This window comes from Phenylobacterium sp. CCH9-H3, from assembly GCF_001557235.1.
Lineage (GTDB): Bacteria > Pseudomonadota > Alphaproteobacteria > Caulobacterales > Caulobacteraceae > Phenylobacterium.
Genome location: NZ_LSJI01000180.1, coordinates 1 through 12,379, shown reverse-complemented (window position 1 = coordinate 12,379; position 12,379 = coordinate 1). Strand labels below are relative to the sequence as shown.

Below are 12,379 nucleotides of genomic sequence, written 5' to 3'. Positions count from 1 at the left end.
CCCCGCCCGAGCTTCCGCGGCTGCCCATCCCGCAGTCATCGTCCGCATGACGCAAGGTCCGCGCGTATCCGGAGCATGGGATGAGGCTCGATCCGTCGCAATGGCGATCCTCCGCGGCCTATGCCTATCTCGACGATCTCATCGCTTCCGACCTCGCCTGGGAATGCCTTCGCCGCAACGCCGACTACCAGGCCGACTTCGAGGCGACAGCAGCGCAGGACGCCTCCGCCACGGCCTTGAGCGCCCGTTGGGGGTTGCGATTTCCCGACGGATCCGGCGCAGGCCGCATCCGCGGGGCCCGTGTTCTGGACGACGCAGGCCGATCTCGCGACGGTGGTGCTCGCCCCCTCACTCTGGACCGGGGCGTCAGACGCCGAACGCGCCCTTGGCCGCCGCGCCGCGCCTGGCCGCGCCAGTCCCGAGGGGCGCTGGCTCGTGCGCGGCGCCGGCCGGTTTGCCGTGCATCTGCTGCTGCTCCGCGGCGCCAGGACCGACGAACCGCTTGCAGCCGTCACGCCGTTCGACACTGACGCTCCCGCCCGCCTCGCCATGGCCGCGCGCGCCTGGCGCATTCTACGTGGCGCGCCGGAGCGCCTGGACGACCAGCTCACCGCCCAGCGGCGGCGGCGGCTGAGCCTCAGCCTGCGCGCCCTCGACGCGCGCGCCAGCGGCGCCAGCCACCGCGAGATCGCCGCCGCGCTGTTTGGCGCGCACCGCCTCGCCGACCTGCCCTGGAAGTCCTCCGCCCTGCGCGACACGACCTTGCGCCTGGCCCGCGACGGCGAGGCGCTGGTCGCAGGCGGCTATCGGCGCCTGCTGCGGCCCAGCCGCATCTCCCGCTAAGCCGCGCGGCCCGGCCCACGCCCGCGTCAGGGGTGCGATCTCGCCTCAGCGCCTTCGCACTCCCTCCGCTCGGCGATGGCGCGCCAGGGTGACCCATCGCCGCCGTGGCCGCTCACCGGCCGCGGCCCATCCCTGGAGACGCTGCAGATGCCCGCCCCACCCCCCGGCGCGCCGGACCGCTTCTTGAGAACGCCGGAAGCCGCGCGCTTCCTCAGCCTGTCGCACCGGACCCTGGAAAAGCACCGCACCTACGGAACGGGCCCGGCCTACCGCAAGCTCGGCGGTCGCGTCGTCTATGCGCTCGAGGACCTGAAAGCCTGGGCGGATCGCGGGTCGCGCCTCTCCACGACCGATCCCGAGGCCGGCGTCGTATGGCCCGCGAAGCCCGTCAGTGGCGCACGGCGATGAGCGGCTGCGCCCCCGATCTCGGCGACAACCTCACCCGCGTCCACCTGACCTGGCTTGAAGGCCGCGTCGAACACTGGATCCGTTTCGGCGCCATCGCCCAGGAGACCCTCCTCGACCGCCGCCGCCGGATCGTCGCCTTCGCGCCGGGCGCGATCTTCGCGTTCGTGCGATGGGCGTCCAACGACTTCGGCACCGTGGTCTCGCGCCTCGACGTGGTCCGCGCGGCCGTCCCCGGCGAAGCCTATTCCACCTTGCCCCACGTGCGCCCCGGCGGCGACATCCTGCTGCGCCAGACCGGTTGGCCGAAGGTCCAGCGGGTGCTGGCGGCGATCGACGCCATCGAAGCGCTGGGACTGACGCCCGCCGCGGTCGCGCCCGACCATTGGCGCCATGTCCACAACCGGCTTGCCGCCGGCCAGGACCCGCGCCCCTACACGGCCGCGCGCCATCGGGCCTGGCTGCTTCGCCGCAGGACCGGCCCATGACGCGCCCCGCCTGGATCCTTGCGGCGCTCGGCGCCCTGGCCGCGCTCGGCGCATCGTCCTTCGCTCGCCCCACCCCCCGATGGATCTGGAACGCGAGCGCCAGCGTGCCGGAAGGGCTCTATCGCCTGCAGCCGGCCGCGACCGTGCAGGTCGGCGACCTGGTCGCCGCCGCCCCGCCAGAGCCCCTCGCAAGCTTCCTGGCGGCGCGTCGATACCTGCCCCGCGACGCCCTTCTCCTCAAACATGTGGCCGCGCTCCCCGGCCAGGACATCTGCCGCGCCGGCCTCACCGTCCGCATCGACGGCGCCCGGGCGGGAGAGGCCCTGCCCCGCGATCGGCGCGGCCGCCGCCTGCCGGACTGGCAGGGCTGCCGCACGCTCGCGCATGGCGAGGTCTTCCTCATGAACCACGCGATCTCCGACAGCCTGGATGGACGCTATTTCGGCGCCCTGCCGGCCCAAAGCCTGCTCGGGCGCGCCGCACCGATCTGGCTGAGACCCGCGGCAGACGCACCCAGGCTCGGCCGCCACGCCGTCAGCGCCTTCACCGCTTCAACCGCAACCGGAGATCCAAAACCATGACCCAGATCGGCTTCTTCCTCCGCACGGACGATGGGTTCCACGGGCGTCTGCGCACGCCCACCCTCGACGCCGAGCTCACCCTCGTTCCGGTCGAAAGCCGCGACGCGCGCCGCGGGCCGGCCTACCGCGTTCATCTCGGGACCGGCGCCGACGGCCCGGAGGTGGGCGCGGCCTGGCGGCGCACCGGCGAAAAGGTCGGCGCCTATCTGGGCCTGGTGCTCGACGACCCGGCGCTGGCGCGCCCCATCCGCGCCAACCTCTTCCCGGCGGACGCGGACGGGACCCGCTTCCGGCTGGTCTGGAGCCGACCTGTCCGCGGCGCCGCGCAGCCGTGACCCCGCGCCGAACCTGCGCCCGGTACGCGCTGGCGCTGCTCGCCGCCCTGGTCACGGCCGACGTCGCTTTCGCAGACCCCCGGCCACCATGGCGCGCCGAAGCCGCCGAAGCCTTTGCGCCGTTCATCGCCGAAGCCGCCGCGCGCCATGGTCTCCCGGCCGCCTGGATCGCGGCCGTGCTGCGCGCCGAAAGCGGCGGCGATGCTCGCGCCGTCTCACCCGCCGGCGCCATGGGCCTCATGCAGCTCATGCCAGAGACCTGGTCGAACCTGCGCCAACGCCTCGCCCTGGGAGCCGACCCGTTCGATCCGCGCGACAATATCCTGGCGGGCGCGGGCTATCTGCGCGAGCTCTTGGACCGCTACGGTCCGACCGGCTTCCTGGCCGCCTACAACGCCGGGCCCGGACGCTACGAGGCGCACCTGCGCGGCGATCGCGCCCTGCCCGCGGAGACCTTTGCCTATCTCGCCACCCTCGGGCCGCGGCTGGGCGCGGCAGGCGATGGATCGGCGCCGCCCGATCCTTTGGCCTGGCGCAGCGCGTCGCTCTTTCCGGCGGGCGGGTCCCCGGCCACGGATGCGCCGCCGATCGCCGTCGCCGTGTCCGTCGCGCCGCCGCCGACCCGCCGTCCAAGCGCCGACCCCTCGGCGCCCGGCGGGCTCTTCGTGCGCCGCTCCGGCCCGCGCGCCGGCGTCTCGCCATGAGCGGCGTCGCAATCAGGTCGAGCGCGGACGGGGGTGGGCCCGGGGGCGTGATCTCGGCCCCGTTTAGACCCGCAGGTGGACGGCAAGGGAAAAGCAGCGCCTGCGGTTCGCTGCAAGGGTTTGGTTGGATTGAGGTTTTTCGGGTGCGCGGCAGCCTTCGCCGCCAGCCGGACTTGGCGATCCCCCAAGGAATTCAAGGGCCCGAGCGCCATCCCGGGGCCAGAACGCGGTGAAGGCGGGCGCCGACAGGCCGTTCCGCCTGCGGCCCGGGCGGGTCCGCGGCGGCGGGGTTCGCGTGCCCAGCAGCTTCGTCGGCCAGGTGATGCGCGCGGCCAAGACGGCCGGCCACATCGGGAGCCGCTTCGGCGGTGGACGCGGCGCCGGCGGCTCGCGCTTCGGACGCGGTCGCCGGGCGGCCCTGGCGCTCGCGCTCAAGTCCCCCGCCCGGCGCGTGGTGACCAAGGCGCGGGTCGTGCGCCACCAGGGGTCCAGCTTCCGGGCCGCCCCGCTCCCCAAGCACATCCTCTACCTGAAGCGGGACGGCGCCGGGCGGGACGGTGCGCCGGCCGATCTGTTCGACGCCCAGGGCGACCACGCCGACGAGGCGGGCTTCGCCGCCCGGGCCCGCGACGACCGGCACCATTTCCGCTTCATCGTCTCGCCGGAGGACGCCGCCCAGCTCAAGGACCTGCGGGCGTTCACGCGGGACCTGATGGCCGACGCGGAGCGCGATCTCGGCACCCGGCTCGACTGGGTCGCGGTCGACCACTGGAACACCGACAATCCCCACCTCCACATCCTCGTGCGGGGCCAAGCCGATGATGGACGCGATCTGGTGATCAGCCGGGCCTATATCAGCCGCGGCTTGCGCGATCGCGCCGCCGAGCGCGTCACGCTCGAGCTGGGTCCCCGCGCCGAGCATGAGATCCGCTCGGCCCTGGAACGGGAGGTCACGGCGGACCGCTGGACCAGCCTGGACCGGGTCCTGCGACAGGCGGCCGACGATGGCGGCGGCCTGGTGGACCTGCGGCCCGGCGCGGGCGGCGAGGACCCGGACCTGCGGCGCCTGCTGATCGGCCGGGCCGCCCATCTGGAGCGACTGGGCCTGGCCGATCGCGAGAGGGCGGCGTGCTGGACCCTCAAACCCGCCCTGGAGGAAACCCTGCGCGCGATGGCGCGGCGCGGCGACATCATCGCCACGCTCCATCGTGCGATCGGAGGGGGCGAGCGCGCCCTCGACGCCGCCGCCTTCGCCATCCACGCCGAGGCGCCGCAGACACCTGTGGTCGGCCGCCTGGCCGCCCGCGGCCTGCAGGACGAGCTCACCGGCCAGGCCTATGCGATCGTCGATGGCGTCGACGGCCATGTCCACCACCTCAGCTTCGCCGACCTCGACTTGACCGGCGACGCCAGGCCAGGCGCCATCGTCGAAGTCCGCGCCTGGACGGACGACCAGGGACGCGGGCGCATGGCGCTCGCGACACGCTCGGATCTGGACCTCTCCGGACAGGTGCGCGCGCAGGGCGCCACCTGGCTTGACCGGCAGTTGGTCTCCCGCAATCTCGCCATGGCGACCATCGGCTTCGGCGCCGAGGTCCGGGACGCCATGGCGCGCCGCGCCGATGGGCTGGCGGCCGAGGGTCTGGCAGACCGGCGCGAGGGCCGCACCTGGTTCGCGCCGGATCTCATCGCGACGCTGCGCCGCCGCGAGCTGGCCGCCGTCGCGACGCGGCTGGCCAACGAAACGGGACTCCCGCATCGACCCGGCGGCGAAGGCGAGACTGTTTCGGGGGTCTACCGCCAGCGGTTGGTCCTGGCGTCCGGCCGTTTCGCGATGATCGATGACGGCCTGGGCTTCCAGCTCGTGCCGTGGCGTCCGGCGCTGGAGGCGCGTCTCGGCCAGCAGGTCAGCGGAACCCTGTCCCCAGGCGGCGGCGTCGATTGGACCTTCGGCCGGCGGCGGGGGCTCGGACTGTAGCGCCGGGTCGCCGAACTCCACCTCGCCGCCGCCCCTAGGAGGCGCCGGCGAAGTGCGCCAGGGCGCGCGCATGGTCGCTCGCCAGCGCGAACCTCAGGCAGACGGACCTGCCTCGCGCGCGGCAGGCCCAGTCGCCGCGGCAGTTGAGCGTGAGCCATTCGACCGCGGCGATCATCGGGGTGTAGCCGGCCGGAACGGCCTTCGGTATCGGCGCCACGACCTCGTGGAATCCCTCGCCGCGCCCGGACAGGACATTGAAATGCAGTCGCGCCACGCCAGCCCCGAATCCTCAGCTCCTGGCCCGAGGCTAGCAGGCCCGTCCGCCGGATCCCGCGCTGAAGGCCGAGGGTCCCCGTCCGGGCCGTCAGTATTCGCGCGCCAACCTATCCGATCGCGCGCCGCCCCCGCGGCAGGGCCTTGCGGCGGCGGCGGGGGCGCCAAGCTCCGGATCTCCAAGACCGGAGACCCTCCCATGTCCGCCACCAAGATCCTCTGGGGCCAACTCCTCCTCGTCGGCCTGATCGTCCTGGCCGGCGTCTGGGGCGCGACCGAATGGACGGCCTGGCGGCTCGGCTTCCAGCCCGGCCTCGGCCGCCCCTGGGCCGTCCTGGCCGGACTACCCGTCTATCCGCCGCCGGCCTTCTTCGGCTGGTGGTTCGTCTACGACGCCTATGCGCCGCGCATCTTCCTGCAGGGCGCGGCCATCGCCGCCTCCGGCGGGCTCGCCGCCATCCCGGTGGCGATCGCGCTCTCGGTCTGGCGCGCCCGCGAAGCCAAGCATGTGGTCACCTACGGCTCGGCCCGCTGGGCGAGCCTCGACGAAGCCCGGGCCGCGGGCCTGCTCGGCGAGGACGGCGTGGTCTTAGGCCAGCTCGGCGCGGCCTATCTGCGCCATGACGGGCCCGAGCATGTGCTCTGCTTCGCCCCCACCCGGTCGGGCAAGGGCGTTGGCCTCGTCGTCCCCACGCTCCTGACCTGGCCGGAAAGCGCCGTCGTCCATGACATCAAGGGCGAGAACTGGGGTCTGACCGCGGGTTTCCGGGCGCGGCACGGCCGGGTCCTGTTGTTCGATCCCACCAATCCTGCGTCCGACGCCTACAATCCCCTGCTCGAGGTGCGGCGCGGCCCCAGCGAAGTGCGCGACGTCCAGAACGTCGCCGACGTGCTGGTGGACCCCGAGGGCTCGCTCGAGCGCCGCAATCACTGGGAGAAGACCAGTCACGCCCTGCTCGTGGGCGCGATCCTGCACGTGCTCTACGCCGAGGCCGACAAGACCCTGGCCGGCGTGGCGGCCTTCCTCTCCGATCCCCGCCGGCCCATCGAGACCACCCTGCGCGCCATGATGACCACGCCGCACCTCGGCGCGGCTGGCGTCCATCCGGTGGTCGCCTCGGCCGCCCGCGAGCTGCTCAACAAGAGCGAGAACGAACGCTCGGGCGTGCTGTCCACCGCCATGTCGTTCCTGGGACTTTATCGGGACCCGGTGGTGGCCCAGGCCACCGGCCGATGCGACTGGCGGATCGGCGACCTGGTGGAGGGCGCGACGCCGACCACGCTCTACCTGGTGGTGCCGCCCTCCGACATCAGCCGCACCAAGCCCCTGGTGCGGCTGATCCTCAACCAGATCGGCCGGCGCCTGACCGAAGACCTCGAGAGCCGGTCGCAGCGCAGGCGACTTCTGCTGATGCTGGACGAGTTCCCCGCCCTGGGCCGGCTCGACTTCTTCGAGAGCGCACTGGCCTTCATGGCCGGCTACGGCCTGAAGAGCTTCCTGATCGCCCAGTCGCTGAACCAGATCGAGAAGGCCTATGGCGTCAGCAACGCCATCCTCGACAACTGCCATGTGCGCGTGGCCTTCGCCACCAACGACGAGCGCACCGCCAAACGGGTGTCCGACGCGCTCGGCACCGCCACCGAGCTACGCGCCATGCGCAACTATGCGGGGCACCGGCTGTCGCCTTGGCTCGGCCACCTGATGGTCTCGCGCCAGGAGACGGCGAGGCCCCTCCTCACGCCTGGCGAGGTTATGCAGCTGCCGCCCGGCGACGAGATCGTCATGGTCTCCGGCCTGGCGCCGATCCGCGCCCACAAGGCGCGCTACTATGCGGATCGCCGCCTGGCGCGCCGTGTCGCCGCGCCTCCAGGGCCGGGACCAGCCCGACCGCCGGCGGCCGACGACTGGTCGGGCCTTCCGCCCATCATGGCGCCGCCCGTCGGACCGGCGCGCCGCCAGGGCGGCGCCTCACCCGACGACCCGAATGGCGGCGTGCGGCGTGAACCGGACCTGCCGGAGCATGAGGAGATCGTCTCGCCGCCCAGGCCGGCGCCGGAGTTCGATTTCGCCGAGGACGAACCGGACGACGAGACGGTCCGCGCCCAGGCCCTGCAACGGCGGATGTCGGGGCTGGCGCGGCAGGCGTCGCTGGACCCGGACGACGGGGTGGAGCTTTGAGCGCCATGCGGACCAAGCACACCTTCCGCCTGCCGCCCGGCCTCGCCCGCCAGCTCGCCGACCATGCCAGCCGCCGCGGGGTGAGCCAGGCCCTGATCGTCGAGGCGGCGCTGGCCTCCTTCTTCTCCCCTGACGGATCGGACCGGCTCGAAGCGGCGCTCGGTCGCCGGCTTGACCGCATGAGCCGCCAGGTCGAGCGCCTGGAACGGCACGTGACCATCTCCAACGAGGCCCTGGCGCTCTTTGTGCGGTTCTGGCTGACCGCGACGCCGCCCCTTCCCGACGCGGCCGGCGTCGCCGCCCAGGCCAAGGGGCGCGAGCGCTACGAGAACTTCGTCGAATCCCTCGGCCGCCGGTTGGCGCGCGGCCAGACCCTGGCCGAAGAGCTCTCCCGCGACGTGACGCCGGACGCCGCGCCGTGAGGTGCGCCCGCCGCGCGCCTGTCTTTCTACGCCAGGGCGCGATGGGGGGCGGAGGCTTGTTGCCGAGCGCCCGATCCTGCCTCTTCTAGTCGACCTCATCGCGGCGCCGATCTCCGGACGCCCACCCGATGGGGACTTCCATGGCGTCGATCGCGCTGACCTCCGAGGCCACCTCACGCGGCGCCCGCATGCTGCGCTCGGCCCTGGGCGGCGCCATCACCGGCTGGCTGGAAGACCCGGCCGTGGTCGAGGTGATGCTCAACCCCGATGGCCGCCTCTGGATCGACCGGCTGACCGAGGGCCTCGCCGACACCGGTGAGCGACTCGGCGCGGCGGACGGCGAGCGGATCATCCGCCTCGTGGCCCATCACGTCGGCGTCGAGGTCCACGCCGGCGCGCCAAGGCTCTCGGCGGAACTGCCGGAAAGCGGCGAGCGCTTCGAGGGCCTGCTGCCGCCCGTGGTCGCCGCCCCGGCCTTCGCCATCCGCAAGCCGGCCGCGGCGATCTTCAGCCTGGAGGACTACGCCGCCGCCGGCGTCATGAGCGCGGCGGCCGCCGCCCGGCTGCGCGAGGCCGTGGCCGCCCGCCACAACATCCTGGTGGCGGGCGGGACCTCCACCGGCAAGACCACCCTGGTCAACGCCCTGCTGGCGGAGGTCGCCCGCTCAGGCGACCGCGTCGTCCTCATCGAGGACACCCGGGAGCTGCAGTGCGCCGCCCCCAATCTCGTGGCGCTGCGCACCAAGGATGGCGCCGCCTCCCTCACCGACCTGGTCCGTTCGGCGCTGCGCCTGCGGCCCGACCGCATCCCGATCGGCGAGGTGCGCGGACCTGAGGCCCTGGACCTCATCAAGGCCTGGGGCACTGGCCATCCCGGCGGCGTCGGCACCCTGCACGCCGGCTCCGCCCACGGCGCGCTGCGCCGCCTCGAGCAGCTGATCCAGGAAGCGGTGATCACCGTGCCGCGCGGCCTTATCGCCGAGACCATCGACGTGATCGCGGTCCTGAGCGGCCGCGGCGCCGATCGCCGCCTCACCGAACTCGTCCGGGTCGAGGGCCTCACCCCCGCCGGCGACTACCGCCTCACCCCTCTTGGAGATCTCTCATGACCTTTCTCAAGGGCGGCCTCGGCCGCACGATGATCGACCGGCTGGCCGCCGCCGCGCTCGCCGCCGGCCTGATGATCGCCGCCCCGGCCCACGCCGCCGGCTCCTCCATGCCCTGGGAGGCGCCGCTGCAGTCGATCCTGCAGTCGATCGAGGGCCCGGTCGCCAAGATCATCGCGGTGATCGTCATCATCGTCACCGGCCTCACCCTGGCGTTCGGCGACAACTCCGGCGGCTTCCGCCGGCTGATCCAGATCGTCTTTGGCCTGTCGATCGCCTTCGCCGCCTCCAGCTTCTTCCTGTCCTTCTTCTCTTTCGGCGGCGGGGCGCTGGTCTGATGCGCGCCGAACCCTCACCCCTGGACCTCCCCGGCTTCGCCGCCCCCGTACATCGGGCGCTGATCGAGCCGATCCTGCTCGGCGGCGCGCCGCGCGCGGTGGCCATCGCCAACGCCACCCTGGCGGCGGCCATCGGCCTGGGCCTGCGGCTATGGCTGGCCGGCCTGGTGATCTGGGCCGTCGGTCACGGGGCGGCGGCCTGGGCGGCGCGGCGCGATCCCTGGTTCGTCGAGGTGGTCCACCGCCACCTGCGCTACCCCGCCTACCTGCGCGTCTGAGGCCAGCCATGATGTCGCTCGCCCCCTATCGTGACCGCACAGCCCGGCTCTCCGATGTTCTGCCCTGGGCCGCCCTGGTCGCCGAGGGCGTGGTCCTCAACAAGGACGGCGCCCTGCAGCGGACCGCCCGGTTCCGCGGGCCGGACCTGGACAGCGCCACGCCCGCCGAGCTGGCCGCCGTGGCGGGGCGGCTCAACAATGCGCTTCGCCGCCTGGGTTCGGGCTGGGCGGTGTTCGTCGAGGCCCAGCGCCGGCCCGCGACCGACTATCCCGACGATCGGCTGCCCGACGCGGCCAGCGCCCTGGTGGAGGCCGAACGCCGCGCCCAGTTCGAGGAGGCCGGCGCCCACTATGAGTCCGCCTACTTCCTGACCCTGGTCTGGCTGCCACCGGAGGAGGACGCTGTCCGGGCCGAAGGCTGGCTCTATGAGGGCCGCGCCGAACAAGGGGTGGATCCCTGGGAGCTGACCAAGGCCTTCATCGACCGCACCGACCGGCTGCTGCGGCTGGTGGAGGGCTTCGTTCCGGAAGCCGAATGGCTGGACGACGCGGCGACCCTCACCTTCCTGCACGCGACCGTCTCCACCAAGCGCCAGGCGGTGGGGGTCCCCGAGACGCCCATGCACCTGGACGCGCTGCTGGCCGACGAGCCGCTCACCGGCGGCCTCGAACCCCGGCTGGGCGACCACCACCTGCGGGTCCTCACCGTCATCGGCTTTCCCGGCGCCACCACGCCCGGCCTGCTCGACGAGCTGAACCGCCTGGCCTTCCCCTACCGATGGACCACCCGCGCCATCATGCTCGACAAGCTCGACGCCACGCGCCTGCTCGGGAAGATCCGCCGCCAGTGGTTCGCCAAGCGCAAGTCGCTGGCCGCCATCCTCAAGGAGGTGATGACCAACGAAGCCTCGGCGCTGATCGATTCCGACGCCGCCAACAAGGCCGCGGACGCCGACGCCGCCCTGCAGGACCTGGGCGCCGACCAGGTGGGCCAGGCCTTTGTCACCGCCACCCTGGTGGTCTGGGACCCCGACCCCAGCCAGGTCGCCGAGAACCTGCGGCTGGCCGAAAAGGTGATCCAGGCGCGGGATTTCACCGTGATCGCCGAGGGCCTGAACGCCGTGGAGGCCTGGCTGGGCTCGCTGCCGGGCCAGGTCTACGCCAATGTCCGCCGCCCGCCGGTCTCCACCCTGAACCTCGCCCACATGATTCCGCTCTCGGCGGTCTGGGCGGGTCCGGCCCGGGACGAACATCTGGACGCCCCGCCGCTGTTCTTCGCCCGCACGGACGGGGCGACGCCCTTCCGCTTCAGCCTGCATGTGGGCGATGTCGGCCACACCCTGGTGGTCGGCCCGACCGGCGCCGGCAAGTCGGTGCTGCTGGCGCTGATGGCGATCTCGTTCCGCCGCTACGCGGCCGCCCAGGTCTTCGCCTTCGACTTCGGCGGCTCGATTCGCGCCGCCGCGCTCGCCATGGGCGGGGACTGGCATGACCTGGGCGGCGCGGTCGGCGAAGCGGGCGCAGACGACTCCCCCGCCGTGTCGCTGCAACCCCTGCGCCGGGTCGACGACCTGGCCGAACGCGCCTGGGCGGCCGACTGGCTGGCGGCGATCCTCGCCCGCGAAGGCGTGGCCATCACGCCCGACCTCAAGGCGCACCTATGGTCGGCCCTGGGCTCGCTGGCCTCCGCCCCGGTGGGCGAACGCACCCTGACCGGGCTCGCCGTCCTTCTGCAGTCACAGATCCTGAAGCAGGCGCTCTCCCCCTACGGCCTGGGCGGCGCCTTCGGACGGTTGCTCGACGCCGAGGCGGAATATATCGGCGAGGGCGCCGTCCAGGCCTTCGAGACCGAGGGCCTGATCGGCGCCAGCGCGGCCGCCCCGGTGCTGGCCTACCTCTTCCATCGGATCGAGGCGCGGCTGGACGGCCGCCCCACCCTGGTCCTGGTCGACGAGGGCTGGCTCGCCCTCGACGATCCCGGCTTCTCGGCCCAGCTGCGCGAGTGGCTGAAGACCCTGCGCAAGAAAAACGCCTCGGTGGTCTTCGCCACCCAGTCCCTGGCCGACATCGAGACCAGCCCGATCGCGCCGGTGATCGTCGAGAGCTGTCCGACCCGGATCTTCCTGCCCAACGACCGGGCCTTCGAACCCCAGATCTCCAGCCTCTATCGCCACTTCGGCCTCAATGCGCGCCAGATCGAGATCCTCGCCCACGCCACGCCCAAGCGCGACTACTACTGTCAGTCGCGGCGCGGCGACCGGCTGTTCGAGCTGGGCCTGGGCGAGGTCGCGCTCGCCTTCACCGCCGCGTCGTCGAAAGCGGATCAGAGCCGCATCTCCGCCCTCCTGGCCGCGCACGGCCACGCCGGCTTCGCCGCCGCCTGGCTCGCCCACAAGGGCCTGGGCTGGGCGGCCGACCTTCTCCCCACCCTGACCCCGGAGCCTCTGCC

Annotated in this window: 14 protein-coding genes and 1 pseudogene; 14 read left to right on the top strand and 1 reads right to left on the bottom strand. The window is 73.1% G+C overall.

What is annotated here, in order from left to right; genetic code table 11:
• Positions 1-80: 80 nt before the first annotated feature.
• The 8 genes and pseudogenes from AX721_RS28615 to AX721_RS15945 all read left to right on the top strand — a co-directional run.
• Positions 81-263: pseudogene (locus AX721_RS28615) on the top strand (transcriptional regulator domain-containing protein); the annotation flags it as partial.
• Positions 264-300: 37 nt separating this feature from the next.
• Positions 301-843 (top strand): DUF2285 domain-containing protein, encoded by a 543-nt coding sequence (locus AX721_RS28365; protein WP_156467200.1) that lies wholly within the window; start codon positions 301-303, stop codon positions 841-843.
• A 147-nt stretch (positions 844-990) separates the two neighbouring features.
• Entirely contained in the window at positions 991-1,251 is a 261-nt protein-coding gene (locus tag AX721_RS15970) for an AlpA family transcriptional regulator (protein ID WP_068876994.1), read from the top strand.
• Complete coding sequence (locus AX721_RS15965) at positions 1,248-1,736, top strand: DUF2840 domain-containing protein (RefSeq protein ID WP_082765505.1); 489 nt, start codon at positions 1,248-1,250, stop codon at positions 1,734-1,736. The genes AX721_RS15970 and AX721_RS15965 overlap by 4 nt, the downstream gene beginning before the upstream one ends.
• Positions 1,733-2,317, top strand: a complete 585-nt coding sequence (locus AX721_RS15960) for a S26 family signal peptidase (protein ID WP_082765504.1) — start codon at positions 1,733-1,735, stop codon at positions 2,315-2,317. The genes AX721_RS15965 and AX721_RS15960 overlap by 4 nt, the downstream gene beginning before the upstream one ends.
• Entirely contained in the window at positions 2,314-2,652 is a 339-nt protein-coding gene (locus AX721_RS15955; RefSeq protein ID WP_068876992.1) for a DUF736 domain-containing protein, read from the top strand. The genes AX721_RS15960 and AX721_RS15955 overlap by 4 nt, the downstream gene beginning before the upstream one ends.
• Positions 2,649-3,356, top strand: a complete 708-nt coding sequence (locus AX721_RS15950) for a lytic transglycosylase domain-containing protein (protein WP_068876991.1) — start codon at positions 2,649-2,651, stop codon at positions 3,354-3,356. The genes AX721_RS15955 and AX721_RS15950 overlap by 4 nt, the downstream gene beginning before the upstream one ends.
• A gap of 295 nt (positions 3,357-3,651) precedes the next feature.
• On the top strand, positions 3,652-5,334 hold the full coding sequence (locus AX721_RS15945; protein WP_231733283.1) for a DUF3363 domain-containing protein: 1,683 nt from the start codon (positions 3,652-3,654) through the stop codon (positions 5,332-5,334).
• A 34-nt stretch (positions 5,335-5,368) separates the two neighbouring features.
• Here the strand turns inward: AX721_RS15945 and AX721_RS15940 are convergent, their stop codons facing one another.
• Positions 5,369-5,608, bottom strand: a complete 240-nt coding sequence (locus AX721_RS15940) for a hypothetical protein (protein ID WP_068876989.1) — start codon at positions 5,606-5,608, stop codon at positions 5,369-5,371.
• Between the two features lie 198 nt (positions 5,609-5,806).
• Here AX721_RS15940 and AX721_RS15935 point away from each other — a divergent pair, with 198 nt between their 5' ends.
• The 6 genes from AX721_RS15935 to trbE all read left to right on the top strand — a co-directional run.
• A complete protein-coding gene (locus AX721_RS15935; RefSeq protein ID WP_068876988.1) occupies positions 5,807-7,786 on the top strand; it encodes a conjugal transfer protein TraG in 1,980 nt (659 codons plus the stop codon).
• A 5-nt stretch (positions 7,787-7,791) separates the two neighbouring features.
• Complete coding sequence (locus AX721_RS15930; RefSeq protein ID WP_197422610.1) at positions 7,792-8,208, top strand: CopG family transcriptional regulator; 417 nt, start codon at positions 7,792-7,794, stop codon at positions 8,206-8,208.
• 140 nt (positions 8,209-8,348) lie between these two features.
• A complete protein-coding gene (gene trbB, locus AX721_RS15925; protein WP_068876986.1) occupies positions 8,349-9,317 on the top strand; it encodes a P-type conjugative transfer ATPase TrbB in 969 nt (322 codons plus the stop codon).
• A 29-nt stretch (positions 9,318-9,346) separates the two neighbouring features.
• Positions 9,347-9,652 (top strand): TrbC/VirB2 family protein, encoded by a 306-nt coding sequence (locus AX721_RS15920; protein WP_068877136.1) that lies wholly within the window; start codon positions 9,347-9,349, stop codon positions 9,650-9,652.
• On the top strand, positions 9,652-9,930 hold the full coding sequence (locus tag AX721_RS15915; RefSeq protein ID WP_068876985.1) for a VirB3 family type IV secretion system protein: 279 nt from the start codon (positions 9,652-9,654) through the stop codon (positions 9,928-9,930). The genes AX721_RS15920 and AX721_RS15915 overlap by 1 nt, the downstream gene beginning before the upstream one ends.
• 8 nt (positions 9,931-9,938) lie before the next feature.
• The coding region (gene trbE, locus AX721_RS15910; RefSeq protein WP_068876984.1) for a conjugal transfer protein TrbE at positions 9,939-12,379 on the top strand (2,441 nt) is incomplete at its 3' end.

Excerpts from the sequence above, each read along its gene's own strand:
- trbB (WP_068876986.1), top strand. The coding sequence starts at position 8,349 with ATGGCGTCGATCGCGCTGACCTCCGAGGCCACCTCACGCGGCGCCCGC.
- AX721_RS15955 (WP_068876992.1), top strand. The coding sequence starts at position 2,314 with ATGACCCAGATCGGCTTCTTCCTCCGCACGGACGATGGGTTCCACGGG.
- AX721_RS15935 (WP_068876988.1), top strand. The coding sequence starts at position 5,807 with ATGTCCGCCACCAAGATCCTCTGGGGCCAACTCCTCCTCGTCGGCCTG.
- AX721_RS15915 (WP_068876985.1), top strand. The coding sequence starts at position 9,652 with ATGCGCGCCGAACCCTCACCCCTGGACCTCCCCGGCTTCGCCGCCCCC.
- AX721_RS15960 (WP_082765504.1), top strand. The coding sequence starts at position 1,733 with ATGACGCGCCCCGCCTGGATCCTTGCGGCGCTCGGCGCCCTGGCCGCG.
- AX721_RS15970 (WP_068876994.1), top strand. The coding sequence starts at position 991 with ATGCCCGCCCCACCCCCCGGCGCGCCGGACCGCTTCTTGAGAACGCCG.
- AX721_RS15920 (WP_068877136.1), top strand. The coding sequence starts at position 9,347 with ATGATCGACCGGCTGGCCGCCGCCGCGCTCGCCGCCGGCCTGATGATC.
- AX721_RS15965 (WP_082765505.1), top strand. The coding sequence starts at position 1,248 with ATGAGCGGCTGCGCCCCCGATCTCGGCGACAACCTCACCCGCGTCCAC.
- AX721_RS15930 (WP_197422610.1), top strand. The coding sequence starts at position 7,792 with ATGCGGACCAAGCACACCTTCCGCCTGCCGCCCGGCCTCGCCCGCCAG.